The sequence below is a fragment of the Pseudobacillus wudalianchiensis genome (assembly GCF_001685015.1).
GTDB classification, from domain to species: Bacteria; Bacillota; Bacilli; order Bacillales; family Domibacillaceae; genus Pseudobacillus; species Pseudobacillus wudalianchiensis.
In genome coordinates this window covers 86,677-112,948 of record NZ_MAYT01000032.1, presented here as the reverse complement: position 1 = coordinate 112,948, position 26,272 = coordinate 86,677, and the positions used below count along the sequence as shown (strand labels likewise).

At 41.9% G+C, this 26,272-nt stretch carries 27 protein-coding genes, 1 pseudogene and 1 riboswitch; of the genes and pseudogenes, 5 read left to right on the top strand and 23 right to left on the bottom strand.

The window, feature by feature from the left end; genetic code table 11:
- Window positions 1–4: 4 nt before the first annotated feature.
- Window positions 5–1,033 (bottom strand): anti-anti-sigma factor, encoded by a 1,029-nt coding sequence (locus A8F95_RS20980; RefSeq protein ID WP_065412327.1) that lies wholly within the window; start codon window positions 1,031–1,033, stop codon window positions 5–7.
- A gap of 389 nt (window positions 1,034–1,422) precedes the next feature.
- Here A8F95_RS20980 and A8F95_RS20975 point away from each other — a divergent pair, with 389 nt between their 5' ends.
- Genes A8F95_RS20975 through A8F95_RS20965 form a run of 3 tightly spaced genes read left to right on the top strand, consistent with a single transcriptional unit; the run spans window position 1,423 to window position 3,860 of the window.
- Window positions 1,423–1,731: a PadR family transcriptional regulator gene (locus A8F95_RS20975; protein WP_065412326.1), complete on the top strand. Its 309-nt coding sequence runs from the start codon at window positions 1,423–1,425 to the stop codon at window positions 1,729–1,731.
- Between the two features lie 28 nt (window positions 1,732–1,759).
- Window positions 1,760–2,950: a chromate transporter gene (locus tag A8F95_RS20970; RefSeq protein ID WP_065412408.1), complete on the top strand. Its 1,191-nt coding sequence runs from the start codon at window positions 1,760–1,762 to the stop codon at window positions 2,948–2,950.
- A 31-nt stretch (window positions 2,951–2,981) separates the two neighbouring features.
- Window positions 2,982–3,860: a GNAT family N-acetyltransferase gene (locus A8F95_RS20965; RefSeq protein ID WP_065412325.1), complete on the top strand. Its 879-nt coding sequence runs from the start codon at window positions 2,982–2,984 to the stop codon at window positions 3,858–3,860.
- 142 nt (window positions 3,861–4,002) lie between these two features.
- Here A8F95_RS20965 and A8F95_RS20960 read toward each other — a convergent pair whose 3' ends face one another.
- A complete protein-coding gene (locus A8F95_RS20960) occupies window positions 4,003–7,095 on the bottom strand; it encodes an efflux RND transporter permease subunit (protein WP_065412324.1) in 3,093 nt (1,030 codons plus the stop codon).
- A 217-nt stretch (window positions 7,096–7,312) separates the two neighbouring features.
- Between A8F95_RS20960 and A8F95_RS20955 the strand changes: the two genes are divergently transcribed.
- Entirely contained in the window at window positions 7,313–8,176 is an 864-nt protein-coding gene (locus tag A8F95_RS20955; protein ID WP_065412323.1) for a TetR/AcrR family transcriptional regulator, read from the top strand.
- A gap of 144 nt (window positions 8,177–8,320) precedes the next feature.
- The gene (locus A8F95_RS20950; RefSeq protein ID WP_065412322.1) at window positions 8,321–8,806 is read left to right on the top strand and encodes a hypothetical protein; all 486 of its coding nucleotides are present in this window, start codon (window positions 8,321–8,323) and stop codon (window positions 8,804–8,806) included.
- Between the two features lie 51 nt (window positions 8,807–8,857).
- Here A8F95_RS20950 and A8F95_RS23455 read toward each other — a convergent pair.
- The 21 genes and pseudogenes from A8F95_RS23455 to A8F95_RS20850 all read right to left on the bottom strand — a co-directional run bounded on the left by A8F95_RS23455 (window position 8,858) and on the right by A8F95_RS20850 (window position 26,109).
- A pseudogene (locus A8F95_RS23455) lies at window positions 8,858–9,188 on the bottom strand (antibiotic biosynthesis monooxygenase).
- Between the two features lie 135 nt (window positions 9,189–9,323).
- On the bottom strand, window positions 9,324–10,007 hold the full coding sequence (locus A8F95_RS20940) for a serine/threonine-protein kinase (protein WP_065412321.1): 684 nt from the start codon (window positions 10,005–10,007) through the stop codon (window positions 9,324–9,326).
- 284 nt (window positions 10,008–10,291) lie between these two features.
- Window positions 10,292–11,305: an ABC transporter substrate-binding protein gene (locus tag A8F95_RS20935; RefSeq protein ID WP_065412320.1), complete on the bottom strand. Its 1,014-nt coding sequence runs from the start codon at window positions 11,303–11,305 to the stop codon at window positions 10,292–10,294.
- Between the two features lie 228 nt (window positions 11,306–11,533).
- A complete protein-coding gene (locus A8F95_RS20930) occupies window positions 11,534–11,776 on the bottom strand; it encodes a ferredoxin (RefSeq protein ID WP_065412319.1) in 243 nt (80 codons plus the stop codon).
- A 35-nt stretch (window positions 11,777–11,811) separates the two neighbouring features.
- Window positions 11,812–13,605: an adenine deaminase C-terminal domain-containing protein gene (locus tag A8F95_RS20925; protein WP_065412318.1), complete on the bottom strand. Its 1,794-nt coding sequence runs from the start codon at window positions 13,603–13,605 to the stop codon at window positions 11,812–11,814.
- A 129-nt stretch (window positions 13,606–13,734) separates the two neighbouring features.
- Window positions 13,735–14,181 carry an acyl-CoA thioesterase gene (locus tag A8F95_RS20920; RefSeq protein WP_065412317.1) on the bottom strand — a complete coding sequence of 149 codons (447 nt, stop codon included), beginning with the start codon at window positions 14,179–14,181 and terminating at the stop codon, window positions 13,735–13,737.
- Window positions 14,182–14,219: 38 nt separating this feature from the next.
- The gene (locus tag A8F95_RS20915; RefSeq protein WP_065412316.1) at window positions 14,220–15,809 is read right to left on the bottom strand and encodes a benzoate-CoA ligase family protein; all 1,590 of its coding nucleotides are present in this window, start codon (window positions 15,807–15,809) and stop codon (window positions 14,220–14,222) included.
- A 200-nt stretch (window positions 15,810–16,009) separates the two neighbouring features.
- Window positions 16,010–16,810, bottom strand: a complete 801-nt coding sequence (locus A8F95_RS20910; protein ID WP_049659576.1) for an enoyl-CoA hydratase/isomerase family protein — start codon at window positions 16,808–16,810, stop codon at window positions 16,010–16,012.
- 79 nt (window positions 16,811–16,889) lie between these two features.
- Window positions 16,890–17,531 carry a Phenylacetic acid catabolic protein gene (locus A8F95_RS20905; protein WP_065412315.1) on the bottom strand — a complete coding sequence of 214 codons (642 nt, stop codon included), beginning with the start codon at window positions 17,529–17,531 and terminating at the stop codon, window positions 16,890–16,892.
- Between the two features lie 5 nt (window positions 17,532–17,536).
- A complete protein-coding gene (locus A8F95_RS20900; protein WP_049659572.1) occupies window positions 17,537–17,767 on the bottom strand; it encodes a hypothetical protein in 231 nt (76 codons plus the stop codon).
- Window positions 17,764–18,090, bottom strand: a complete 327-nt coding sequence (locus A8F95_RS20895) for a metal-sulfur cluster assembly factor (RefSeq protein ID WP_065412314.1) — start codon at window positions 18,088–18,090, stop codon at window positions 17,764–17,766. Before A8F95_RS20895 ends, A8F95_RS20900 begins: the two co-directional genes overlap by 4 nt.
- A complete protein-coding gene (locus A8F95_RS20890) occupies window positions 18,087–19,025 on the bottom strand; it encodes a Phenylacetic acid catabolic protein (RefSeq protein ID WP_065412313.1) in 939 nt (312 codons plus the stop codon). The genes A8F95_RS20895 and A8F95_RS20890 overlap by 4 nt, the downstream gene beginning before the upstream one ends.
- Before the next feature lie 302 nt (window positions 19,026–19,327).
- On the bottom strand, window positions 19,328–20,311 hold the full coding sequence (locus A8F95_RS20885) for an MBL fold metallo-hydrolase (RefSeq protein WP_065412312.1): 984 nt from the start codon (window positions 20,309–20,311) through the stop codon (window positions 19,328–19,330).
- A 43-nt stretch (window positions 20,312–20,354) separates the two neighbouring features.
- Complete coding sequence (locus tag A8F95_RS20880; RefSeq protein WP_065412311.1) at window positions 20,355–21,125, bottom strand: enoyl-CoA hydratase/isomerase family protein; 771 nt, start codon at window positions 21,123–21,125, stop codon at window positions 20,355–20,357.
- 60 nt (window positions 21,126–21,185) lie between these two features.
- Window positions 21,186–22,061 carry a PaaX family transcriptional regulator gene (locus tag A8F95_RS20875; RefSeq protein WP_065412310.1) on the bottom strand — a complete coding sequence of 292 codons (876 nt, stop codon included), beginning with the start codon at window positions 22,059–22,061 and terminating at the stop codon, window positions 21,186–21,188.
- A gap of 166 nt (window positions 22,062–22,227) precedes the next feature.
- The gene (locus A8F95_RS20870) at window positions 22,228–23,028 is read right to left on the bottom strand and encodes an enoyl-CoA hydratase/isomerase family protein (RefSeq protein WP_049659576.1); all 801 of its coding nucleotides are present in this window, start codon (window positions 23,026–23,028) and stop codon (window positions 22,228–22,230) included.
- 142 nt (window positions 23,029–23,170) lie between these two features.
- The gene (locus tag A8F95_RS22775) at window positions 23,171–23,341 is read right to left on the bottom strand and encodes a PaaD-like zinc ribbon domain-containing protein (RefSeq protein WP_176713782.1); all 171 of its coding nucleotides are present in this window, start codon (window positions 23,339–23,341) and stop codon (window positions 23,171–23,173) included.
- A gap of 127 nt (window positions 23,342–23,468) precedes the next feature.
- A complete protein-coding gene (locus A8F95_RS20865) occupies window positions 23,469–24,113 on the bottom strand; it encodes an SDR family oxidoreductase (protein WP_065412309.1) in 645 nt (214 codons plus the stop codon).
- 163 nt (window positions 24,114–24,276) lie between these two features.
- Complete coding sequence (locus A8F95_RS20860; protein WP_049659558.1) at window positions 24,277–24,591, bottom strand: DMT family transporter; 315 nt, start codon at window positions 24,589–24,591, stop codon at window positions 24,277–24,279.
- Window positions 24,588–24,926 carry a DMT family transporter gene (locus A8F95_RS20855; RefSeq protein ID WP_065412308.1) on the bottom strand — a complete coding sequence of 113 codons (339 nt, stop codon included), beginning with the start codon at window positions 24,924–24,926 and terminating at the stop codon, window positions 24,588–24,590. The genes A8F95_RS20860 and A8F95_RS20855 overlap by 4 nt, the downstream gene beginning before the upstream one ends.
- A gap of 60 nt (window positions 24,927–24,986) precedes the next feature.
- Window positions 24,987–25,089: riboswitch (guanidine-I (ykkC/yxkD leader) on the bottom strand.
- A 54-nt stretch (window positions 25,090–25,143) separates the two neighbouring features.
- Window positions 25,144–26,109 (bottom strand): cation diffusion facilitator family transporter, encoded by a 966-nt coding sequence (locus A8F95_RS20850; protein ID WP_065412307.1) that lies wholly within the window; start codon window positions 26,107–26,109, stop codon window positions 25,144–25,146.
- Between the last annotated feature and the right edge of the window lie 163 nt (window positions 26,110–26,272).

The window sequence follows — 26,272 nt, the reverse complement described above, 5'->3', positions numbered from 1 at the left end:
TCTATTAAATAATTTGTCTTCCTTGTTGGGACAAAGCGAATAAAATACCGTGCTGCAAACTACGGAAACAATTAAATGAAGATAAGTTTGAATCAGATGAAGCAATGGCAATCCCCATCTCAGGGGATATACCAACAAGAATGGTTTCCGTTCCGATCAGCGAAGCACCTGCACTCAGCTTGCCAATAAAGTCTACTGTTATCTCGCTGACTTCTGCATCCAATCCTGTTAAATCAAGCACTAGGTATTGAGCCTTATGTTTCGGAAGATTAGTTAGTGTTTTCTCAATTAACTCTTGTGAACGCGCTTCATCATATTTGCCAAGCAGCGGCACAACAACGATGTCTTCTAACACTGGAATAATTGGAGAAGAAATCTCTTTGACTAACTCATTTAACTCTTTTGTTCTTTCTTCCACAACCGTTTCGAGCTTTTGAATCTCTTCTGCTTCTTTTCTTCTTGCTAGCGTATGGATGTTTTGATCCATAGAGTGCTCGGCCGGAAAAAACTCAAACTCACATGCCTCATCGCCTTTAATCTCGCTTTTTATGATACGATATGCCATATGTCTATCAAACAGACCGGATAGAATCCCCGCAAAGTGACCTGGTATAAAGCAGCCCGATTCCGTTTTTCCTTGCTCTACATTCATTCTATATTCCCAGCTATTCTTAATTTGGATAGTGGCAAGCTGTTCCTCTTCACATAAGCGGCTAACCGTAATTTGCCCCCAGCCTGCTGAAGCATATGTAATCGGCAGTACTTCTGCAACCTGCTCAATCGTTAACTTTATTTGCTTGAAATAATCGCTCACAACGAGGCCTTGGCGAAAACCAGCTGCTTCTAGAACGACCTCTGCTGCTTCTTCTCCAGATACTTCTTCAATTGTGTCGAAAAACACTTTCATTGCGCTCGTGATCCAAAAAAGAACAGCCTCTCCGCCGCTATAACTAAAAATCCCCTTTTCAGTATCCCACTGGAAATCAATGCCGCCCACATCAATCTGGGACTTTGTCACATGATCCTGTTTCATTCGTGAAGTCTCCTTTCAATCTCTCGGTTATAAATGAAAAGTTGTTTTTTAGATTTTTTACACCGTATTATATCATCGGTTATACATGTGACGCTCTCTTGAAGGTTCGTGGAAATTACTGTTACCTTGCCACTATTGTTATTTTAACATTCAAGAAAGATTCACTTTCATGCTGCCTCTTCAATTATAAAGCATTCTTGTATACATACAACTCTCCCCTCTCCTTCTACTGTCTATATAAGAAAAGTTTTCATTTTTTCCAGGGATGTAAAGGTTTTGTAAATTTATCATTATTCAATAGCTTTATCATAAAGACCATACTACAATCAGACATAGTTTTCGATATCGATTTCCGTAATCAATGAAATAACAGAAAGAGGTGACACCCTATGGAAGAAAAAGTATTAAGAAAATTATTTTTGGGCTTTATTCATATTCATATTTTACATCATGCTAAGGAACAGCCCATTTTTGGAGCGTGGATGGTAGAGGAATTAAGAGATCATGGCTATTCAATCAGCCCTGGAACTCTTTACCCTATCTTGCATTCAATGGAGCGGGAAGGGCTCTTAAGCCGTGAAGATCAGCTCGCTGAAGGGAAAATCCGCAAATACTATACGACAACCGAAAAAGGAGAAAGCATATTAGTCGAGGCTCGAAAAAAAGCTTATGAACTTTTTAAAGAAATTAAAGACTAATAGAGAGGAGTTTGATCCATTGAAGCGAATGAATAAAAAAATTGGAATGAACAAACTGCTGGAAATCTTGCTGATTTCCACTCGGCTTGGTTTAACATCTTTCGGAGGCCCCGTTGCCCATTTAGGTTATTTTCATGACGAGTATGTGCGTCGAAAAAAGTGGCTCAGTGAGAAGGATTACGCTGATTTAGTAGCCTTGTGTCAATTCCTGCCCGGTCCTGCAAGCAGTCAAGTCGGTATTGGCATTGGAGTCATGCGTGCAGGCATGCTTGGAGGCATTCTCGCTTTCATTGGCTTTACCCTTCCTTCCGCTCTTGCTTTAGTCATATTCGCTCTTATCTTGCAAGGTTTAGAACTTGGGCATATCGGCTGGATCCATGGTTTAAAGTTGGTTGCCGTAGCCATTGTTGCTCACGCTATCGCTGGAATGGCCGGAAAGCTGGCACCGGATTTATACCGGAAGGGCATTGTATTATTCGCCTTGATAGCTTCATTGCTTTGGCAAACCGCTTTTACACAAGTTCTCATTATTTTAATTGGCGGACTTGTTGGCTACCTTTTATATAAACAGTCAAGCAACGAGCAGCTGTTGCCGCTTTCCTTTCCAATATCCCGAGCATTTGGAGCAGCCTGCTTAGCAGTATTTTTCGGCTTGCTTATCGCTTTACCGCTGTTAAGAGAAGGTGTCTCCTGGAACTGGCTAGCCATGACAGACAGCTTTTATCGAGCGGGATCGTTAGTATTTGGCGGCGGGCATGTTGTTCTGCCTTTACTTGAAAGAGAATTTGTATCTGGAGGATGGTTAAGTACGGAACAATTCCTCGCTGGCTATGGAGCGACACAGGCGGTTCCCGGACCACTGTTTACTTTTGCTGCCTACATCGGCGCGGTCATCAGCGGCTGGAAAGGCGGCCTGCTTGCGACATTTGCGATTTTCCTGCCGGCTTTTCTTCTGATTTTAGGAACTTTGCCATTTTGGGATGCTCTTCGTCGCAACAAACATGTTCAAGGAGCCTTGATGGGCATTAACGCTGCGGTCGTTGGTATTTTGATTGCCGCTTTCTATGATCCGATCTGGACAAGCTCTATATTAAAACCGATTGACTTTGCCTTTGCAGCCATTCTGTTCAGCATGCTGATGTACTGGAAACTGCCTCCGTGGATAGTTGTGCTGACGGGTGCAATTGGAGGACTCCTCTTGCCTGTTATTCCTAGTTAATTCTTATTTTTTAAAAAGGGGGATTGTGGAAATGGGGGAACAATTTATAAAAGACTATAAGGAAAATGAGGAATTGCGGAACAGCTTCTTTCAACTTGCTCACTCTGTGTTCGGCTTAAACTTGCAAAACTGGCATGAAAAAGGATACTGGGGCAGCCGCTATATTCCATTCTCTTATGTCGCAGACAATCAAATTGTCGCCAATGTATCTGTCAATATCTTGAATACCATAATAGAAGGACAGAAAAAGAAGGCCATTCAAATTGGCACTGTGATGACTCATCCCGATTACCGCAATCAAGGCCTTTCAGCAAAATTAATGAATCAGATTTTATACGAATACGAGGATCAATGCGATTTCATGTATTTATTTGCTAATGAAACTGTACTGGACTATTATCCGAAATTCGGTTTTTCCCCAATAAATGATTACCATTTTTCTATGGAATGGCTCTCATCGAGGCAAAATCCGGTTTCTATGAAGCAGCTCGATGGGACAAACTCTGAAGACTTAAGCTTTATTTATCAATTTGCTGCAGCACGTGTGCCCGTTTCGCAAACTTTTGGGACTGTACAAGCAGAGGATTTGTTTATGTTTCATTGTATAAACGTCTTCCCGGAATATATTTATTACCTGCCTGAGGAAGACATGATCGCTATTTTCGAAAAGCAAGAGCAGCAATTGAAAATCTATGACTTGATCAGTAAAAAAACAATCAATATAGAAGAAACAATAAGCAAGCTAGCAGATGAGCATACAACCGAGGTCTCTTTTTACTTCACTCCTGACCTGGAAGCTAGCAAGCTGCGTAAACAGCTTTACACGACCAATGATCAACTGTTTATCCGTGCTAAAGACAATTTATCACTTCCAGCAGCCTTTCAGCATCCCATCACCTCGCAAGCTTGATGTTCGTTTGCAGCTGTTCAACGCTCCAGATGCTTTGCTCACGTTCGCGATCCGTTGTTTATCATTCTGGACACTTTATTCACGAATAATCGCTTATCTTCTAAAAAGCAAAAAAGCCCGATTGCGGGCTTTTTTGCTTGTTTTAATTCTTCTTTTTTCGGTTCTTTATTTTCATTAAGCTTTCGTAAACAATCGGCACAATCAGCAACGTTAATAGTGTGGAGCTTGTTAATCCGCCGATAACGGTAACACCGAGTCCCTTAGAGATTAACCCGCTTCCTTCAAGTCCAACAGCAAGCGGTGCCAGGGCGCCAATTGTCGCGATGGCTGTCATCAGAATTGGGCGAAGGCGTGTTCCGCCAGCTTCCAATAACGCTTCCCGTGTAGACAATCCTTCCTGTTCCTTGTGAATAACACGGTCAATGAGTACAATGGCGTTTGTGACAACAATTCCAATTAGCATCAACGCACCGATCATGGCAGACACACTCAGTGTTTCACCAGCGACTAACAAGCCAACAAGCCCGCCGATAATGGTAAATGGAAGCGAGAACAAGATGGCAAATGGAGCAAGTCCCCCGCCAAATGTAATCACAAGAATTAAGTACACGATCGCAATAGCGGCAAGCATGGCAAGACCCAGCTGTTTAAATGACTCAGCGATGTCTTCTGTCACACCGCCCATGGAAACCTCCACATTGGACGGCAGTTTGATTTCATCTACTTCTTTTTGGACAGCCGCCGATACTTTTGCTACGTCTTTCGTCGTAATTTCCCCGCTGACCTGCGCATAAATACGGCCATTACGACGGGTAATCGTATCAGAAGTGCTGCCTTCTTTTACTTTTGCTATTTCCTTGATCGGCACTTCCATTCCAAGTGGTGATTGAACCGTCTTCTTCGTTAAGTCATTAATAGTCTGATAATCTTCTTTTTCTGACCCAACATACACATTTACTTCTTTTCCGTTTTCTTTAATCGTTGTTAAGACTTGATTTTGTCCTGCTCCAGAAAGCTCCATTCCCACTTGAGCTGCTGTTAAACCAAGCTGGCTCAATTTTTCCTGATCGATAGCGAGTGTATATTCCTCATACGTATCAGCTAAGCTCGTTTTTACGTTAGTTAACGATTTATTTTCTTGAAGAACCTTCTCCAGCTTAGCAACGACTGGCTCAATATCTTTTGTTTCTTCACCATATACGAGCAGTGTCAAGGCATTGCTTGACCCCATGCCTGAGAAGTCCTGGCTAGCCCATTCTCCCTTGGACGTTAACTCTTGCAGATCATCAATGACAGCTTCTTTTTCTTTATCGAACCCTTTCGTATCAGGATCATATTCAATAAAGAACATCGCTGAATTGGAATCTCCCGGATTCATCGGATTTTCTCCGCCGACGGAAAATTGGTACGTTTTCACGCCATCACGGTCCTTCAGCATATCTTCTGCCTTTCCGGCGACCGCTTCTACGTCTGCAAGTGTCTGTCCAGGCTCTGGTTTATACGTTGCCACTACCATTTTTTCTTCCTCAGATGGCAGGAAGCTGACACCAATTACTGGTACGAGCGCCAAACTGCCGACTAACAACAAGATGGCGATGACTGATGTAATAATTTTGTGATTCAACGACCAATTCAGCACTTTTTTATAAAAAGCAGCTAATCTGCCTGGCTTTTCTTCTTTGTGATGAAGGCCATTAGCCAGTTCTTTCTTAAATAACGAATGGGCCATCATCGGTACAATTGTAATCGCAATTAATAAAGAAGCAAGCAAGGCAAACACGATCGTTAAGGCAAATGGCAGGAACATTTCTCCAACCGGTCCCTTTACCAGACCAAGCGGCAGGAAAACCGCGATCGTGACAATCGTTGAGGAAGAAATAGGGATGAACATTTGCTTCGTAGCTGCGACAATCAGTTCTTTGCCGCTGAGCTTTTCGTTTTTCAAAGACATCCGGCGGAAAATATTTTCAATGACAACAATGGAATCGTCAATGACCCGGCCAATAGCGACTGTCATGGCACCAAGCGTCATCATATTCAACGTAATATCCATTTGCTTCAACAGTAAAATGGCAATTAACAGTGACAATGGAATCGAAACGACCGAGATCACGGTTGTACGGAAGTTACGCAAGAACAGCAAAATAATAATGACCGCAAAAATGGCCCCGAATATCGCCTTGCTTAGCATGGTTTCTACTGATTGCTCAATTGGTTTTCCCTGATCAAAAATTGGCGTTACTTTCAGGCCATCGATCTCTTTTTCCAAGTCAGCCATTTTATCTTTTACGGCATTCACCACATCTACTGTATTGGCATCTGCTGATTTGACAATTTGCATTCCAATGGATGTTTCACCATTCGTTTTAGAAATCGAATCCGCTTTGCCAGTTAATTTAATGCTGGCGATATCCTGCAATTCAACGGTTGGAATCGCTATTGCTGCTGGCGTTGGATTAGCCATCATAGCTTGTGTTTGTCCACCGGCAGCTGGCATGGCTGGAATTTTAAGTGTTTTCAAATCTTTAAGACTCGTAATCTCTCCATCCACTACAACAGATTTTTCCGTGTCTTTAAATGTGTAAAGGCCGAGCGGCATAGTAACGGTGGAACCTTTAATAATATTTTTAACTGTTTCTTCATCAAGTCCGTACTTTTTCATTTTCTCGTCGTCAAACTTAATATCTACCTCGTACACTTGACGGCCTGAAACCTGAACGGCTGAGACCCCTTCAATGCCTTCAATTTCTGGTAAAATCGTATTTTCCACAGTTTTCGTCAGCTCTGCTAATGACTGCTTGCTATTAGAAATGCTTAAAGACATGATTGGAAAAGCATTGATGCTAAGACGAGATACGTCGGGATCACCCGCACCATCCGGTAAATCTATTTTACTTAATTCTTCTTTCACTTCAGTCTGTGCTTTTTCCATATCTTTATCGAAATTGTATTCAATTTGCACCGAGGAAGCATTTTGAAAAGAAGAAGAACTTACATTTGCCACTCCATCCATGTTCTGGACTCTTTTTTCAATGGGCTCCGATATTTTTTCGGCTACCTGCTCTGGTGTAGCTCCAGGATAAATGGTTGTAACGGAAACGAGCGGCGTGTTAATATCCGGAATTGTCTCCAGCTTCATATTTGTGCCGGCGTATAAACCGGCAACTGCCACGATGATCGTCATTAACCAGACAGCGAACTTATTTTTTAAAGAAAATTGAATGATTTTCTGCATGCACATTCTCCTTCTATTGCCATATTGACTCCATGCCCTTTCACACTATATAATTTGACTGTTTAAATGTAACTGACCAGTCAGTCAGAAGTCAATTGCTTTTACCATTTTTTTATAAAAGTTGAGAAAAGTTTTACAAAGTCGTGAAAATAGGCATAAATAGGATAGAATGCAAACGTTTATCGACCGCCTAAATAATAGTGAAAGAGGGAGCGCATTGAAGGAGAAAGAAAAATTAGTGATTGAAACGGCTATTAAGCTCTTTGCTGCGAAAGGATTTGCCTCTACTTCCATTCAAGAAATTGCGGAGGAAGCTGGCATATCGAAAGGAGCTTTTTATTTATACTTTAAATCTAAAGATGAGCTGCTATATTCCACCCTTCAATATTACTTTGATATTATCGAAAAAAGACTTTCTCTATACGAAGATCAAAAATTACTGCCTCGAGAGAAATTTGTATATCAATTAAAAGAATTAATTGAGACTTTAAGTGAACATAAAGAATTTATCATTATGCAAGCACGTGAACAGGCCATTCCTTTAAATGACGAAGTGAAAGAACTGCTCTTCCGCATGCATATGGAATCACACAAGTTTTATCGTGATAGCTTGCTGGACATCTATGGAAAACAAATCAAACCGTTCGTTTGGGATTTATCAACGATGCTTGATGGAATCTTCCATTCTTATATGAAGGTAATCTTAGTTGACAGTGACTTTGATTCTCGTGACATTGCTGAGTATATTATGAAGAGAATGGATAACCTGGCAGCTGGTCTTTCAAATGATTCGCCCCTGCTTTCCGAACAAAAAGTAGCTGACCTATTACACAAAACAAAGGCCCTCTTCTTACAAGGCAACAGTACGATCTATACCATTTTACATGCCATGAAAAAAGAGTTGGAGAACATGGAAAATCCGACTAGTCTAAATACGTCGTTAGAAGTGCTCATGGAGGAAGCCGTAAAAGAAAATCCGCGAATTCCGGTTATTCAAGGCATGCTTTCAAATTTTAAAGACATACCAGCATTTGAACCGTATCGTCAGGAAATTGCAGCCTTATATAAATTCAACTTGTGAACCAATCAATATACTGTAGCAATCACTTGATATAACTCTTTTAAAGCAGGGATTTATTAAATATTTCAATATAAGTTATGAATACACTGCTCCGGGTTTAAAGAAAAAGCCAGTTGGGAATGATATTGGCGAAGGAGGAGTGAAATGAGAAAATTCAGTTACTTATTTATCATGATGATTTTTATGTTGTTATTAGCAGCCGGATGCGGTTCTAAGAAAGAGGCTGAGCCAGCTTCAACGAATACGGATGAACCAAAGCAGCAAGTAACTTCAGAAGGGGAGAAAGAAGCGGCTGAGGAAAAAGAAGAAGAAAAGCCGGCTGACCTTTCCAGTGGTCTTGAAGAAGTGTCTATTGCTCTACAAGAACTGCAAGGCAATGTAGATACGGTGCCGCAAAATGCTGATCAGTTAAAAACTACCGGCAAAAAAGTAGAAGAAAAATGGGATGCCATTGAAGAGCAAGTTGAAGAAAAATATCCAGATGACTATAAAAACATTGAAGATAGCTTGTACCCTCTGATTGATGAGACTAAAAAGGACAAGCCTGATGCTGAAAAGATGACACCGTTAATTAAGGATACGCTAGAGAAAATTAATGCTTTTAAAGGAAAAGTATCATCTGCTTCTTAATCAGAATAAAGCCTGTTCAAGCATGTTCATGCTGGTCCAGGCTTTATTTTTTCATTTTGAGGCTTGTTCTGCAGCTTGAACAACAGCTTCTGCATCATACAATGCACCGTCTAAGTTTATGATATAGTCGGGCTTCGGCTTGCCGAGATTCACCTTATGACCAGCAATATGAGCATCGCTCTTTTCCCAGCGCTTCCAATCGTCCTCGGACTGCCAGCGAATCATTACAACCACTTTTCTTCACCGCGGCGCACTTTTTTACCATAACTGTACGATCGACAAATCCAGGATGCTTTTCAACGATTCCCTCGCCACTAAAACGCTCTACTACATGCCTGGCATTTCCTTCAGTTGTTTTGATCGTTCTCATCTGGACAAACATATTTATCATCTCCAATTAAAATAATCTTTTTTGTTTTAATTGATAATGATTTTCATTTATATCGTTTCAACTTTCCGCTCTTGAACAGAAGGAATGTATACCATTCAATTTCTCCAGCCAAAAGTTTTTACGTGTTTACTTTTTCTCTTTCTCAAGCAAAGCGGTGAACAATCTGCCAAACCTTCCAAGAGAGAAATTATGATGCTTATATTTGTTATATTGCTCTTTTACAAAATCTAAAAATTTAGGAGAAACTGGCTTGGAAGCAATCAATGGGTAGTAGAGTCTATAAGCCTCCTTTAAATGCTCCCATCGTTGATCGTTTCCCGGCTTTACATATTCCGAGACATCAATCAGCTTAATGCTATCTTCTTGCAAAATAATATTTTTCAAATGAATATCTCGTGGATTTAAGCCAGCAACTCTCGCCTCCTCTATAGCTTTATCCACTTGTTCGATCACTTCAGGAGAAATATAAGTGCCTGTTACTAGACAATCATAGAGGTTCATTCCCGATTCAAAGCTAATTACAATAAATTTGCTCCCCGCCCCGTAGAAAACAGGGAAATAGCTAGAATCAGCGAGTTTCTCATAGGCCCGTACTTCGTTGACTTTCTTTTGTTCTTTTCCTTCTGCATATACTTTAAATGCATAGCTTGGGCTAAAGGAGTGGACAAACACCGCAGCATCCGTTCCTATTCCTACACATTGTAATTCCTCAGGCACAGATCCAATCTCTACCGGTACATTTCCTTCTCCTGCTCTTACCTCAATTGCTTCAATCAATAGAACGATCTCTTTCCAATGGAATTCATTCACAAGATATACCCTTCATCCTTTCATAAGATTACTAGTTCATACTTATTGTTTTCTTTGCTGTCTTTGCTAAGTATATGCAGCAGCTATTTTCTGTTATCCCGTAATTGTGCCACTTTTAATCATAGTTGCCCTTTTTTCGATTATCTAGCCATACGAACTGGAAGGGAAAAAGTTTTATAAAAAATTTATTATTTGCTGCTAAACTAATTCGTCCAATTCTTCGACGACACAAAAACTCCCTGCAGATGACCATCACCTGCAGGGAGCTTACCTTTTCTAACGTGTTATTCTACTAGTTTAGCTTTCTTTTGTTGTTCCTCGGTTAACTTCACACCAAGAATATCAGCTGTTTTCTTATTAACAACTAACTCTAGATTCTCAGGAACTCCCACTGGAATTTCACTTGGTTTTTTGCCTTCTAGAATTTCAACAGCCATTTTTCCTGTTGAATAACCAAGGTCATGGTACTCAAATCCATAAGAAGCAAATCCGCCCCGCTTAACTGAATCACTTTCTCCAACAAACGCCGGAATCTTTTTCGCATTCGCTACTGTGATAACCGATTCAAGAGCGGAAACGACTGTATTGTCTTTCGGGATATAAAGGACATCAGCTCGTCCAACAAGTGTTTCAGCCGCCTGCTTTACTTCTGAGCTAGCCGAAACAGTTACTTCTACTGCTTCTAATCCATTCGCTTTCATAGCTTCTTTTGCTTTATCCACGTTCACGACTGAATTCGGTTCACCCGAATTGTAGATAACGCCTACTTTTTTAGCATCTGGGAAAAATTCTTTAATAGAAGCAATTGTATTTTTAATCGCATCCGGATGCGTATCAGATGTACCTGTTACGTTTCCGCCCGGCTCTTCCATGCTTTTAACAAGCTTTGCACTTACTGGGTCGGTAATAGCTGTAAATAAAATTGGGATCGTTTTTGTTGCTTGCAAAGCAGCTTGGGCACTTGGTGTAGAGATCGCCAAGATCAGGTCATTCTCATCGTTCACAAGCTTTTGGGCAATCGTCATGTTGTTATTTACATCTGCTTGTGCATTTTGGTAATCAAGTGTCAAATTCTTTCCTTCTTCATAACCAGCATCTTTCAATGCTTCAATAAATCCTTCTCTTGCTCCATCTAAAGACGGATGCTCAACAAGCTGTGTAATACCCACTTTTACTGCTTTCTTTTTTGTTTGGTCTTCCCCATTAGAGCTGCTGCCGCTCTTTTCATCGCTGCCTGAATTACAAGCCGTCAATACAAGCAGCAAGCCGATCATTACGACCATTAACCACTTTTTCATTTGTTCCCCTCCTAGGCTGACTAATCGTTTTTTATTTTTAAAATATTTTGTATATTCCGATAGTAACATGTCTTTAAGGCTAGAAACAATCATTATTTTAATGAAAACAAAAGTAAACACTATTATTTACGCTGCGAATAAATGGGGTTAACCGTTCTCAGCAGGCTTTTCAAACAAAAACTCCTCACCAAAATGGATGAGGAGAATCACAACCTTTCATATGATCAATTATGAATAGACTTTGCCATGAAATGGTTCATCTGCTAACTTTATCGATTCCGTAGGGCAGCCTTCAAATGCCTCTTCTGCATCATCAAGCAGCTCTTCCGGAATTTCTGCTACACCTTCATTATCGTCTAATATGACATAGGCAATCCCTTCCTCGTTGTAATCAAACACATCCGGTGCAGCAGCCCCGCATGCCCCGCAGGCAATGCAAGTATCCTGGTCAATAATTGTATACTTTGTCATTGCATCTTCTCCCTCTCGTAGTAAATGAGCGCCTTTTAGCTTTTTATCCCGCATTTAAAGGTGGATAAAGGAGCGGAAGGCAGCAAAATCTCATCCGTCTTGACTTCATACAGCCCATGAGGAACTAACCGAAGACCAGGAAGAAAATCACACGTTAAAAACAGCAAGGTATATAAAATATCATGGAATGGAAATCCACGTTTCTGCATAGCTGCCAACAGCTCATCATGATATTCCACTGCTGTGTCAAATGACGAATCTGTCGTCATCATGCCTGTAAATGTCAGCGGAATTTCCAAAACGATTTCATCTTTGTCTACAATCACGATTCCGCCACCCATTTCATGTACTCTGGCTGCTGCTTTTGCCATCGATTCAGGGTTTCTCCCAATGACAAGCAGCTCAGTCGTTGTATTATAGGTAGACGCCATGCCATCTAAATTGATCGCAAACCTTTCAAGAATCGCTTTGGATACCCACCCGCTGCCTCTGTCAATTAACACGGCTTGCATAAGCCCTTCATGATTCGATAAGTCTGTATAACCATTGATAGAAGGTAATTCTATGTCTTTTCTCTGTGTAATGACATTACTGCGGAAGTAAGCAACGGGTACAGGTTCACTCGGATACATGTGCGGATAACAGTATAAATTCGTATTCTCCAAAAGTTCTTTTGAAAAGGAAAATGGTTCTCTAACCACGTATTTATTCCAATCGACTTCCGGCATCATCACTTGTAATTCTCCATGTTCAGCTGCTACTTCCCCGCCAGCAATGACTATGTCTGGACGGAAATCAACAAGATCCGGAAGAAGAAGAAGGTCTGCTTTTTTTCCGGGAGCGACCCCTCCGATAAAGTCGTCAAGGCGTAAATAAGTAGCCGCATTGATGGTGACCATTTGAATGGCTTTCATAGGAGGAATGCCCAGCTCTACTGCTTGCCGCACAAGACCGTCTACAAATCCTTCCTTTTCTATAAATGCGGGATGAGGCCCGTCCGTTGTCATTAAAATACGGCTCGTATTTACATTTCCCTCTGTTATCATTTTAATAATTTCAGGAAGATCCGGGCGCAGCGAGCTGTTTCGCAGCGTCGTCCACATTCCTAACCGCAGCCGGTCAAATGCTTCCTTGGCTGTAATAGCTTCGTGACAGGCATTGACCCCCGAAGCAACAACAGAATTTAACTTTTCATAAGAGCAGCCGGCTGTATGTCCGTCTACTACTTTTCGTTTTTCTCTCACCGCCTCCATCGTATCGAGCAGAAACGGATCACCGTTATACAATAAAGGCCAGCGGGTGACTTCGGCTGTTCCCACTACTTCATCAAGCTCAAGCAACTCGCCAATATCAGCCTGATTGAACCATTCTCTTTCCCCAGGATAGTCGGCCTGAGAGACGAGTCTTGCCAGCCAGAAGAAGTTACCTGGCAGTTGTTTTAAATCTTTAACCATTTCTTTGAATCCAGCGGCCCCCATATGCAAATAAAAGAACAGGTTGTCATTGACCGTCGTCGTCGTGCCAAGCGGCAGTACCTTGCCCGTTACACTGATAGGGTTATACATGACCCACGGATGGGCATGTGCTTCGATAAAACCCGGAGAAACATACATCCCCTCCGCTTGAATAACCTTTGTTTGCTGCCCGATCGCTGCTTCACTGTCACCGACATAGGCAATGCAATCTTGATAGACTGCTACATTTTGCTTTAGAAATTCTCCGGAATATACATTGATAACGGTACCGCCTTTGATAAATAAATCAGCAGGCCGTCGCCCTTGAGCCACTTCAATTAATTCTGCTCTCGTCGCTTTTGTTTTCACTGCCATCACCCTCCTCCTTCTATTTACGTTTCATACTGTGATGCAAAAATGGTGTATAAATCTTTTCTATACACCGTTTAAGCAGACTGTAAAGGCGTCACCTATCAGGAAAGGAACCTATTTTTTGGATTTATATTACGCATTCAACCATGGATTTATCTGCTTATTTTCTCCGAATCCTTCCTGCTGAAGTAATTCTCTTACTCTAGCAGGGATAGGCACAGCAGCAATTTGATCGTTTTCTTTCTTCACCCACCCCCGCAGCTCATAGCCGAAGCCCGTTTTTGTTTCTTCTTTATATACTTCATGGGTAAGCTTAATGGTTCTATTATTTACTTCTGCTACACTCGTTCGGATGGTAATGACATCGTCATAATGCAGCGGATGTTCAAATGTGCAGCGGACATCAAGAAGAGGAAGGATGATATTTTGTTCTTCAGTCAGCTTGGCAGGAGCTAAGCCTATACTTCTAAAAAACTGGTGTCCGGCAATGTCGAACCACTTAAAATAATTAGGATAATAGACAATGCCTGCCGCATCTGTATCTCCGAAATTCACACGAACTTGGAATTCATTCTTCATTCTTTTCTCCTCTTTCTCTGATCTGCCGGGAGCTTATTTTATAGTTTTATCGTTCCGTCTTGAATTAGTTCTCTCAGTTTGTAGCGCTGGATTTTTCCTGTTGTTGTTTTAGGCAGCTCATCAATAAACTGAATGATGCGGGGGTATTTATAGCGAGCCAGCTGCTGCTTGACGAATTCTTGGATGCTTGTTTCCAGCTTTTTAGAGGCCTTCCACTGCTCTTTTAAAACGATATAAGCTTTCGGGACAACAAGGTTATTCTCCGTTTTTTCCCCTACGACAGCTGCTTCTAGAACCGCTTCATGCTCCAATAAGCAATTTTCGATTTCCACAGGTGAAACCCAAATTCCGCCTACTTTCAGCATGTCATCTGTCCGGCCGCAGTACCAAAAATAGCCCTCTTCATCTATATAATACTTATCTCCGGTATGCAGCCATCTGCCGATAAACTTTTGCTTGTTTTGCTCATGCAAATTCCAGTATCCGTGAGCAATACTGTCACCGCATATAATTAAATCGCCGATTTCATTTGGCGGAAGTGGAATACCTTGTTCATTCACTACTTTCGCCTCATAGCCTTGGACAATTTTCCCTGTGCTTCCTTCTTTAATATCCCCAATCCGATTGGATATAAAGATATGCAGAGCTTCCGTTGAACCAATGCCGTCTAGAATATCAACCTGAAAAAGCTCTTTCCATTTTTTTATGAAGGAAGACGGCAATGCCTCTCCAGCTGATGTGCATAGTCTTAACGAAGACAAGTCATATTGTTTGCCGCTCTTTTGGACATGTTCAAGCATCGCGCCATAAAGCGTAGGCACGCCTAAAAAGATCGTTGGCCGGTACTTTTCTATCGCCTTAAACATCGCTTCAGCCGATGAAGGCTCTTTAATCAATACAGTCGAACCCCCTTCAGCTAACGGAAAATACAAGCCTCCTCCTAATCCGTAAGCAAAGTAAAGCTTGGAAGCGGAAAGAAAGCGGTCTTCTGAGGTCGTTTGCAAGACCGTTTTCGAATACGTCCTAACGGCAAATTCTATATCATGCTGCAGATGAATGACGCCTTTTGGATTTCCAGTGCTTCCTGAGCTATATAACCAAAATGCTGCATCATCCTCGGTAGTATATGGAGAAGTAAACTCCACGCTCTGCGTAATAATGGAGCGTTTAAAATTGATTGTATTTTTAAATTCCTCCGTAGCATTCTCGTAGATAATAACGACATGCTCTAGAAAGATAAATCGGCTTCTTAAGTGGGCAATTTTTTCCCAAATATCGTCATGTACAATAAATACTTTGGCGCGGCTGTCGTTTAAATAATATTCATAGTCAGATGGCTGCATCTTTGTATTTACCGGGATTGATACGGCCCCCATTTTGACCGCTCCCAAAAATGAGTAAATAAACTCAGGCGTATCATGACAGCTGATCAGCACACGTTCTTCCATCTTTACTCCAATTTCCTGGAGCATGTTAGCTGTCTGATGCACTTTGTCTTTCAACATATGATAGGTAATTTCTTCATCTTGATAATAAATGGCTGTCTTATCTCCAAACCCCCGGAAAATATTTTCCTCAATAAATTGCTGAGTAAGATTGTAAGGTATGCCAACACCGCGCAAATCCATCTGATTATTCACCTTCCTGCATAAGTTTTTTAAATTTTCAAACTTATCATCTTAAAGAAACCCGCCCAAAGTATAGAGAGAAGAAAAGTCGTCATCTCTTTCCTATTCATTTGGGCGGTGGATTACAGAAATTATTCAATTATTTATTATACAAGAGTATCGATGGTAATTGTCAGAATAATAGATGTGTCTTTAGCTTATTATTGCCCCTGCCAATTAGCCGGACGTTTTTCAAGGAACGAGTTCAACCCTTCTTTCGCATCCTCCGAACGGAACAAGAGGTTTTGCAGCTCGCCTTCATAGCGGATCGCTGCGTTGAGCGGCATTTCTTTTCCATTCATAATGGACAGCTTAATGTTCGACACGGCATAGGTCGCACTGTTGACAATTTTTCTAGCATACTCTAATGTTTTTTCTCTCGTTTCTGCCTGAGGGAACACTTTGTTCACAAGGCCGATATCCAGTGCTTCTTTTGGCGATAAGGTTTCGCCGGTAATGTTCATATCAAGCGCGCGGGAGAAACCGACGAGACGGGCTAAACGCTGTGTGCCCCCTGTTCCGGCCAGCACGCCGAGTGACACTTCTGGAAGTCCAATCTGTCCTGCCTCATCTCCCATAAAGCGCAGGTCACAGCCCAGCGCCATTTCCAGGCCGCCTCCGACTGTATGGCCTTCTAGGCAGGCAATATAAATTTGCGGGGAACGTGCCATTTTATCTAATGTTTCGTTACAGAACAGGCAGAATTGCGTTTTGAATTTCGGATCAGCGGATTTTAGGAAGTTGATATCAGCACCAGCGGAGAAGAATTTTGGCATGTCACTCATTAAAATAGCGACTTTAATGTCTTTATCGAAACGGATTTCATCGATCGCTGCATTTAAATCCTGGTAGAATTCGAGGCTGTAAGAGTTGGATTTGTTGACGTGCAAATGAATTTCGGCGATTCCTTCCTTTTTTACAATCGTCAGGTTTTGTTTTTTCGTTTCTACTGCTTGTGTCATGTGTATTCCTCCTACTATTTATGATTTATTTTGGCCAATGGCTGGATAACTGTTTATATAAGCAATAAGCATTCAATACTTATTTGGTGCTAACAAGGGTTTGAACATTTAATTGATCGATTTGCGACTTGAAGGCTTGTTGAAGGGAAAGATTTTTAGCTATATATCCGGCTTCTGCTAGTTCTGTTTGCTGCTCGACATACTTTAACCATGCTTCTGCTTGAGAAACGGCTTCACTTAGAGCCTCTTTAAATTTGCTCGGGATGGCTCCTTTATCATTTAACAGCTGCCTTGCCCAGTTCTCGGAGTAAATGAGGTGCTCGTTTTGTTCATTGATTAATTTCTGGATACGCGAAGCAGCTTTTGATTGTCCCGAATCGAGGACGGCTCTTAAGACAAGATCGATGGCTACGTTCGCTGCATAAAGAGAGGCAATGAGTGCAATCCAATTATTCACATTAACGATAGCCGGAAAAGCTTTTCCGGTTTGACTTTCAATATCCGGCTTTTTTTTCAGCTCTTTGAGATCAAAGCTCCAATTATACAGAAGTCTGGCATGACCCAACTCTCCTTGAGCCATTGCAATAGCAGCCAGTGTGGCTTCTAAATTGGGACCGCTTACACCAACTTCAACGAGTCGGTCTCCCATCACATATTTGTTATCTGCGATGGTTTCAATTAATTCAATAAATGATTGTAAACCCGCTGTTTGTTCTGCCATGTTCATTATGCTCCTTTCCCGGCAAACAGCCCTTTAGGCTTTTTCACCCAATTTAACTGGTTCCGTTCAACCACACACATCTCTACCCAATCTTCTTCATCATACGTATAAGCAGCATATACTTTCGCCAGCTCCGCCGTTTCCGCATCAATTGTACCGATATGGACGAGATTGTCTCCGCGCTTAATGCGGGTGAATACATCGAATGTCGTTCTTTTTTCAAGCTGTTCTATCATCGTGAGCTAACCCCCCAGCTTTTCATTCTTTTACGCGCCTCTGGGCTTAGTCTGGCGACCGTCCAAGGTGGATCCCAGACAACCTCGATGTTGACTTGTCGTATCTCTGTTTCTTCCATGAGCCTTTTTTCGATATCCCCCTGAATCCATTCGGTGCAGGCGCAGCCTACAGCTGTAAATGTCATCGTAATATCAATTACACCGTCTTCTTCTTGAATGTCATATATGAGCCCCATGTCTACTACACTGATTGGAAACTCTGGGTCCATTACTTCCTTCAAGGCTTCCCAGTATTTTTGTGTATTGGTTGAAACTGCTGTCATGATACCGCCTCATTTCTCAATTTCTCGAGTTCTTTTGCTCCCTGCTGAATTCTTTCAACAAACTGCTGATTTTGAGGTCCGCGTGCTTTAAAACGTTTAATAACATTGTCCCAAGTGTCCGGCTGGTCAAATAACCACTTTTTATTTTCTACATCAAACTTACAAGGGAACGGGACATCTAACACAAATTTTTCTGTTTCTTCATCATAGTGCGCCGGCACCTTTACACCGATCGATTCACAAAATGGAACAGCGGTCGAAAGCCATGTTTGGCGGAGTTCGTCATTTGTTTTGCCCTTTAATTTGTATTCAATTTGCTGTGAACGGCTCTTCAAGTTATCTGCCACACCGAAAAACTCTAACGCCATAATGAACATCCAGTCGACTGCTTCTTGAACTTTTCCTCTCAACTCAGGATCCTTCATCGCTGACCTCATAATAATTTCGCCATTTCTTAAGTGGAATAACTCCTCTTTATCAACCTTTACGAGCGCCCGTCTCCAAGGGCCGTAGGAAGTGTGTTGCCCAGCATCTCCCAGCAGCGTGTAACCTGCCCGGTCAAACAATGCATTGAATACTCCGAGCTCAATCCAGTTTGATAATTGAAAGTCGAAAGCGTAAGGGTTTTTCCAACGATTCGGTTCACGGCTGTATAGAAGTCCGTCCGTATCCTCCCCTAAATCTTTCAGCAGGCGGTACGCAATGTGAGCATGACCGATTTCGTCCTGCATAATGGCTAAAGCTGTAATCTTATTGTTTAACGTTGGTGCCTGATCATAAACCGTCAGCAATGGCGGCACGCTCAAAAGCTCAGTATCTCCTACAATGGTTAAAGTTTGTTTAAGCGCTTTCAAATACTCTTCATTCATATCGTCTATCCCTTCAACCATGAAGCCTTCTTGAACCTTTTCTTTTAGAACTTCTGCTTGATCCATATTTTCCACCTCATTTACACCAAAGTTTTTATATTACGTTTTTTAAACTATCGTTTGTTATTTATAATATAATTCACCCTTGTTTTTTTGTCAATAAAAAACTAATAAAATATTCTGAATAATTTAAAAGGTTATTTGTATGGAAAATACCTTTTAATCCCCTATAACACAGCTTCCTTCTTACGGCTTCGTTTTGTGGAAACAGATAAAGAGATAATCTCCTAATGTTTAGAACTCTAAAATTCTACATCTTTTTCAAACCAACGAAAAAAATACATAACAAAAACACATAGCATTTTCTGCTATGTGCCGATAGGTGAAGGGGCCATATATTGGACAGCTGTCCTTCCATCTACTTTAGTTAATTCTCCAGTTGAAACGAGAAACTCTAAGTGGGCCAGTGTCTCCGCCATGGCAAATCTCCATTGGTGTGCATTGAGTTTTTTATGGCTGAACACCTCCTGCGCTACTTCATAAGCTGTGCAGCCGCCTTTAGCTAGCGCAGACATCTCCTTTAACCGGCTGTGATGGTGCTCTATAATCTCTTGCACCCGCTGGGAAAGGTGATCGATCATTTGACCGTGAGCTGGGAGTGTTTTGTTTACATCTAAGAAACGGATCTTTTGAAGCGAATCAAAATAATCCTGCAGCGGGTTCACGCTTGCGCCTGGCCATAAGCTAATATTAGGAGTGATTTTATCCAACACATGGTCGGCAGCCAAAAGCAGCTTCTTTTCCGGCTGATAAAAGCAAACTAAGCCGTCGCTGTGGCCTGGTGTAGAAATAACCTCCCACAAACAGCCGCCCAACGTTACTTTTGCTTCCTGCAAAACAGTCAGCTTCGGTAAAGGCAGCACATAGCGATGGAGCTGGTTCATTTGCTTCTTAATTTGCTCAGATAAATCAGCCGGCATGCCATGTCGCTGACACATCTCCATAATCTCTTCTGCTTGTACGCTCTCTCTTGACCACACCCGATGAGCCATTTGAAAATCCTTTTGGCTAATGTAAACATCGGCTTCTGTCTGCTCTTGCAGCCAGCCGGCAAGCCCAAAGTGATCCGGATGAAAATGGGTTAAATAAATTTTTTGGATAAGAGCAGGTTCTACTCCAATCTTTGCAAAAGCATCCGTCCAAGCCTCTCTCGCTTCAGAATAATTAAGACCCGTATCCACGATTGTCCAACCATTTTCCTCTTTAAACAGATAACAAAACACATACTTCATCGGAAAAGGAACAGGAATGGGAATCCGGTAAATCGTCTCTTCTATTCGTTGAATATCCAATCAAACGCCTCCCCTCAAAGCAATGATATCTATTCCACTGCCTTTATGAGTTTTTCCATACAGGCTCTCTTTTTTCTACAAATGAATGCAATCCTTCCTGCGCGTCCTCTGAAGGCAGGAGATCTCTGAAGTAAATTTGTTCCACTTTGCCAATAGACGCCGCAAAGCTGGACGCCATCGCTTCTCTGACAGCCTTTCTCGTCAAGGACAGAGCGAGGGCACTTTTGCTTCTTAAATTATTTAACAGCTGTTCAACAGCCGCTTCTAATTCCTCGTGTGAAACAATGCGATTAACGAGTCCCCATTCGCATGCTTTTTGGGCGTCAATTGTGTCTCCTGTAAGCAACAGCTCCATCGTTCTATTGAAGCCGGTCAGCCAAGGGAATACCGCGACGGACACTGGCGGAAACAGCCCTAAGTTAATTTCCGGCTGGCCAAATTTAGCTCGCTCAGTCGCGTAGACGATATCACAGAAAACAGCTAGTTCACAGCCTCCTCCAAGAGCGGCTCCCTCCACAACAGCAACGGTTGGACAAGGAATTTCCACGAGCAGATGGAACATTTTATGAAACGCATGAAGCATTGGCTCTGCTTTATCGCCTATGTGGTCTTCGACAGCAGCCCCTGCAGAAAAAGCCTTGCCTTCTGCCTGAATCACCAAGGCATGCAAATCCTCTCTTTTTCTGATGCTAATAAGGGCTTCTGAAATTTCATTCATCATTTCAATATTTAATATATTAACTGGCGGCCGGTTTAAAGTGAGAAAAGCGACTTTTTCTTCTATCTTAAACTTTATAAATTTAAAGTGATTCATCCTATTTTTCTCCCCTCTCTTTAAATAGCGACTATGTTCTTCCACCTGCTTAATAGCTTTTTACATCATATTTATAAAGGGATTAATAGCCCGGTTTCGGTCTGATACAACTTCACCGTCTGAAGCCTGCTCGAATACAGATTCAAAATACCTGATCGCAGGAATAGACAACAGCTGATGAATATTGTAAAACAGCTCGCGTGCTCTCGCCCCGCTCCAATTCTCCGGCAAAAGATCAACAGGAAAATTAGGGTCCAGGAACAAAAATTTTCGATATTCATGAACGAGTTCTGTTCGTTCAATAAAGCATTCTTCATCCGTCAATTCGTTATTCCATGCCCGGTCTTTTAATATTTCATATTTCTTGCGGTATTCTTCAATAAATCCTTCATAGGCAATACCAATCTCTTCTAAATTCCAGCCTCTGCGCACAATTTCCTCGTTATCATGCGATACGATTGAACTGGAGGTAAAAAGGATAACATAGTCCTCTAACCCATGTTCCATAATGAGTTCCATTACCTGCTTCTCCAACGGGTTAGGAGTCGCCCACGTGCTCGGAGAGATCATACCGAACCCCGTCCAGCTTAAATCTTTGCGAATTTGATTTCTTAATTCTCTTTTTTCCTCAGGAACAGAGTAAGTCAATATGCGCCAATAGCCATCCCATTTTACACTTCTCACGGAGTACACCCGAGAAACGCCGTCCAGCATGCTTCTCTTTCCTTTATTCGTTAAAGAATAATAGCTTTTATTGCCAATCTTTCTAGCATTAAAATATCCTTGCTGAACCATGCGCAAGGTAGCCCCTCTGCTGGAAGACTCAGATATACCGAAGTGGGACATGAGCTTAATCAAACTGCCAATCCAAATCTCTCCCCCATAATGCTGTATATATTCTCCATATAAGGTAAACATCAGTGATCTTGGTTTCATTTTTTACCATCCCATTTCCCATTTTCTTTACTTGACTACAATTATCACTGATGAGAACCAAAATATACAACTTTTTCTTTGCTGGCCATCGAAGAAGAGGCGTCAGTAAAAAACAATATCGACCATTCAAGGCCGATATTGTGTAAGGATGAAGCTGTTTTATCCCTTATTGCCCCTGCCAATTAGCCGGACGTTTTTCAAGGAACGAGTTCAACCCTTCTTTCGCATCCTCCGAACGGAACAATAGGTTTTGCAACTCGCCTTCATAGCGGATCGCTGCGTTGAGCGGCATTTCTTTTCCATTCATAATGGACAGCTTAATGTTCGACACGGCATAGGTCGCACTGTTGACAATTTTTCTAGCATACTCTAATGTTTTTTCTCTCGTTTCTGCCTGAGGGAACACTTTGTTCACAAGGCCGATATCCAGTGCTTCTTTTGGCGATAAGGTTTCGCCGGTAATGTTCATATCAAGCGCGCGGGAGAAACCGACGAGACGGGCTAAACGCTGTGTGCCCCCTGTTCCGGCCAGCACGCCGAGTGACACTTCTGGAAGTCCAATCTGTCCTGCCTCATCTCCCATAAAGCGCAGGTCACAGCCCAGCGCCATTTCCAGGCCGCCTCCGACTGTATGGCCTTCTAGGCAGGCAATATAAATTTGCGGGGAACGTGCCATTTTATCTAATGTTTCGTTACAGAACAGGCAGAATTGCGTTTTGAACTTCGGATCAGCGGATTTTAGGAAGTTGATATCAGCACCAGCGGAGAAGAATTTCGGCATGTCACTCATTAAAATAGCGACTTTAATGTCTTTATCGAAACGGATTTCATCGATCGCTGCATTCAAATCCTGGTAGAATTCGAGGCTGTAAGAGTTGGATTTGTTGACATGCAAATGAATTTCGGCGATTCCTTCCTTTTTTACAATCGTCAGGTTTTGTTTTTTCGTTTCTACTGCTTGTGTCATGCTTATCCCTCCTGGTTTTTATGTTTTATTATCTGTCGTTCACAATACATAATATACTTAATTTTCAAATAACTTTCAATAGTTTTTTTCATTTTTTTAACGATAATTATAAAAACGTATAAATAATGATTCTTTTATACTATCATTTCTCTCTATTGTGTACTTCATCCTGCCATCTAATAAACTCAAAAACACTTTGACAGTTATTACAGTAAAATTGGGAAACGAGTTGAGCTGTGCCAAATTGAGACAGCTTGTTCACATCTTCTGAATCACAAAATGAACAATGAGCGATTGCTTTTTGATTTTCCAACCCCAACACCTCTTTTATGTTTTATTTACTATCGTCTATTTTTCATAATAATATTACACTTCCTTTTAGATTGTCAATAAATAAAAAGAGAGCAAAACTGTTCCCACAGCTTTGCTCTCCTAGAAATTCATATACGTTTTAGCGCTTCTGAAATAGGATCCTCTCCTGAAACAAGATCAAAAGAACGATTAAACGTATGGCCTTCACTAAGTGAAGCGACAACCGTTTTTGCTACATCCTCCCTCGGGATAGAGGAACGTTCCAGGCTTTCCGCGGCCGCTACTTTCCCCGTTCCTTTTTCATTCAGCAGCCCGCCCGGACGGATAACTGTATACGTCAGTCCGCTTGATTGCAATACTTTGTCTGCATAATGCTTGGCTACATAATAAGGCTTAATCGCTTCGTTCCAATGTTCCCGGCGATGAGCCTGAAGCGCACTGACCATAATAAAACGGCTAATCCCCGCCTTTTGAGCGGCCTCTATCGTTTTTACTGCCCCGTCTAGGTCGATTAGAAGTGTTTTATCCCATCCAGTTTGTCCGCCAGAACCCGCAGTGAAGATAACAGCTTCGCATCCCTTTGCTGCTTCCGTGATCTCTTCCACACTACCTTCAAGATCGGCCACCGCCGCTTCTACTCTAGACGTTTCAAATGATTCAGCCTGTTCCTGCCTTCTTACCAAAGCTCGTGCAGTATGTTCTTCACTCTCCTGAAGAAGCTCGACAACCTGTCTGCCAATTTGGCCATTCGCACCCACAACTAATACTTTCATTCGCTCACTCCTTTCCCTTTTACCGATATTGTTTCAAATTTCAGGAAACGGTTCAAATTTTAGCGCTTAGTTATGCTTATTTTTTCCTTTACTGACAATAAATGAAGGAATGCTGACCGCTAATCTAAAAATACGAGCCGCTCCATGAAGAAGCGCTCGTACATTAAGAGACAAGCTTTAAACCAACAGCTGCTCCGAGTACCATCACAATGAAAACAACTCGTCTCCAGTCTTTTGACTCTCCGTATAGCAGCATACCTAAAATGGCGCCACCGGAAGCACCAATTCCTGTCCAAATGGCATAAGCGGTTCCCATTGGCAATGCTTTCATGGCGAGAGCAAGAAAGAGAAAACTACCGCCAAAGCCAGCCAGCATCAGAACGAAGGATTGCCAATTTTTATTTTTATACAGACTGTTGATCATGGCGACACCGATCATTTCAAAAATACCGGCAAGTATAAGATATACCCAGCTCATGACGACTTCTCCCCTTCCTTCTCATCTGTAACGAGCTTCAATCCAATGACTCCAACGAGCAGCACGACAATCAACAACAGCTTGGCGATTTTCACCGGCTCGCCGAAAAAGATGATTTCTGATAAAACGGTTCCTGCTGTCCCCAGCCCGACAAAAACCGCATATACCGTACCAACTGGCAGTTTATTGCCCGCTGCAATTAATAAATAAAAGCTGACGATAATAGCTACCACTGTACCTGCCCACTCCCAAGGGTTATCGGCATGCTTTAAGCCGACTACCCAAAGAACTTCGAAACAGGCTGCGACGAATATCTTCATCCATTCTTTATTCATCTATTTCTCCTCCTTTTAAAAACAGAAAAGCCCGAAAGATTCCACGATCATATTGTGGTAATCTCCCGGGCTTTTATCCCTCCGTGTCACAGCATTTATCTGTGTGCCTTCTCTCGGACCAGGCCGGATTTGATTTACCCGCGGAACCCTAGAAAGCATGAATTATTTAAATTGATATGCCCTTACTTTAGCAACAAATGGCGCCATGGTCAATGATTTATGTCGGCTCCGGCATCCCTTTCCAATCTCTTTTCTCATCATCTTCAATGATGCCGAGTGTCACATCGGCTACTTCCGGTTCCCGAAGCAGCCGGTCCATCACTCGAAATTTAATATCATCTGCTTGAGCAAGCGAGAGACCTTTTCTTAATTCAACAATACCGTCAATGTGGTATACCCGCCCCTCCTGAATAATTCTCATCTTGTAAATGTCTACTACATCAGGATCAGCCAGTAATACATCTGCCATTTTATTTTCTACATCGCTCGGGGCAGCAACACCGATTAGTCCCACCATGTTATCGTAGCCGACGCGGAAAGCGACAAAAATCATCAGCAAACCGATTAGGATCGTAATGACACCATCGGCAGCAAGCACACCAAAGAACTGGGCGAGGATGATCCCGATTAAAGCAAGGACGGCTCCTGATGTGGCTACCAAATCCTCGTAAAACACTAACCGCGTAGCGGGAGAAGCCTTGTTTACATTTTTAAAAGCAGTAGCCATGATATTGCCTTTTTCCTTTACGCCGGCTTCTTCAGCAATTTCTTTCATCGCTTTAAATAAAATAAATCCATCGACTGCAATAGCCGCTACCAGTACAAAGAAGTTCAATAGAAAATCGCTTGATTCGGCCGGATGCTTTAAAAGCTTCCATCCTTTCATGATCGTTTCATAAGCCATAATGGTTACAACGATCACAGCTATCATGCAAAAAATATTGATCAGCCTGCCAAATCCGGTCGGAAATCTTTTTGACGGCTTCATTTCTGCCAAAGCGCTGCCAAAGTAAACAAACCCCTGATTAACAGCATCCGCCAGTGAGTGCACGGCAGACGCAAACATCGTACCGCTGCCGCTAAATGCAGCTGCTATCCCCTTCAAAATCGCCAATACTGTATTGCCAATGGCCGCAATGCCTGATGATGTATTCCCTTTTTTTAATAATTGAATAAAACCCATATTCCGCCTCCCTGTTTTTTTATTGTTTTACCCTGAAACACCTATTATTTATCCACTAAATTATAAAATGCATATTTGCGGCAATCTGACAGTCCTATTTCTGCAATGATCGATTAGTAAAATAAATTAGGAAGCGGCTTAAGACAATGGCTTTGTTATACTT

Excerpts from the sequence above, each read along its gene's own strand:
- A8F95_RS20980 (WP_065412327.1), bottom strand. The coding sequence starts at position 1,033 with ATGAAACAGGATCATGTGACAAAGTCCCAGATTGATGTGGGCGGCATT.
- A8F95_RS20975 (WP_065412326.1), top strand. The coding sequence starts at position 1,423 with ATGGAAGAAAAAGTATTAAGAAAATTATTTTTGGGCTTTATTCATATT.
- A8F95_RS20970 (WP_065412408.1), top strand. The coding sequence starts at position 1,760 with ATGAATAAAAAAATTGGAATGAACAAACTGCTGGAAATCTTGCTGATT.
- A8F95_RS20965 (WP_065412325.1), top strand. The coding sequence starts at position 2,982 with ATGGGGGAACAATTTATAAAAGACTATAAGGAAAATGAGGAATTGCGG.
- A8F95_RS20960 (WP_065412324.1), bottom strand. The coding sequence starts at position 7,095 with ATGCAGAAAATCATTCAATTTTCTTTAAAAAATAAGTTCGCTGTCTGG.
- A8F95_RS20950 (WP_065412322.1), top strand. The coding sequence starts at position 8,321 with ATGAGAAAATTCAGTTACTTATTTATCATGATGATTTTTATGTTGTTA.
- A8F95_RS20935 (WP_065412320.1), bottom strand. The coding sequence starts at position 11,305 with ATGAAAAAGTGGTTAATGGTCGTAATGATCGGCTTGCTGCTTGTATTG.
- A8F95_RS20930 (WP_065412319.1), bottom strand. The coding sequence starts at position 11,776 with ATGACAAAGTATACAATTATTGACCAGGATACTTGCATTGCCTGCGGG.
- A8F95_RS20925 (WP_065412318.1), bottom strand. The coding sequence starts at position 13,605 with ATGGCAGTGAAAACAAAAGCGACGAGAGCAGAATTAATTGAAGTGGCT.
- A8F95_RS20920 (WP_065412317.1), bottom strand. The coding sequence starts at position 14,181 with ATGAAGAATGAATTCCAAGTTCGTGTGAATTTCGGAGATACAGATGCG.
- A8F95_RS20915 (WP_065412316.1), bottom strand. The coding sequence starts at position 15,809 with ATGGATTTGCGCGGTGTTGGCATACCTTACAATCTTACTCAGCAATTT.
- A8F95_RS20910 (WP_049659576.1), bottom strand. The coding sequence starts at position 16,810 with ATGACACAAGCAGTAGAAACGAAAAAACAAAACCTGACGATTGTAAAA.
- A8F95_RS20905 (WP_065412315.1), bottom strand. The coding sequence starts at position 17,531 with ATGGCAGAACAAACAGCGGGTTTACAATCATTTATTGAATTAATTGAA.
- A8F95_RS20900 (WP_049659572.1), bottom strand. The coding sequence starts at position 17,767 with ATGATAGAACAGCTTGAAAAAAGAACGACATTCGATGTATTCACCCGC.
- A8F95_RS20895 (WP_065412314.1), bottom strand. The coding sequence starts at position 18,090 with ATGACAGCAGTTTCAACCAATACACAAAAATACTGGGAAGCCTTGAAG.
- A8F95_RS20890 (WP_065412313.1), bottom strand. The coding sequence starts at position 19,025 with ATGGATCAAGCAGAAGTTCTAAAAGAAAAGGTTCAAGAAGGCTTCATG.
- A8F95_RS20880 (WP_065412311.1), bottom strand. The coding sequence starts at position 21,125 with ATGAATCACTTTAAATTTATAAAGTTTAAGATAGAAGAAAAAGTCGCT.
- A8F95_RS20875 (WP_065412310.1), bottom strand. The coding sequence starts at position 22,061 with ATGAAACCAAGATCACTGATGTTTACCTTATATGGAGAATATATACAG.
- A8F95_RS20870 (WP_049659576.1), bottom strand. The coding sequence starts at position 23,028 with ATGACACAAGCAGTAGAAACGAAAAAACAAAACCTGACGATTGTAAAA.
- A8F95_RS20865 (WP_065412309.1), bottom strand. The coding sequence starts at position 24,113 with ATGAAAGTATTAGTTGTGGGTGCGAATGGCCAAATTGGCAGACAGGTT.
- A8F95_RS20860 (WP_049659558.1), bottom strand. The coding sequence starts at position 24,591 with ATGAGCTGGGTATATCTTATACTTGCCGGTATTTTTGAAATGATCGGT.
- A8F95_RS20855 (WP_065412308.1), bottom strand. The coding sequence starts at position 24,926 with ATGAATAAAGAATGGATGAAGATATTCGTCGCAGCCTGTTTCGAAGTT.
- A8F95_RS20850 (WP_065412307.1), bottom strand. The coding sequence starts at position 26,109 with ATGGGTTTTATTCAATTATTAAAAAAAGGGAATACATCATCAGGCATT.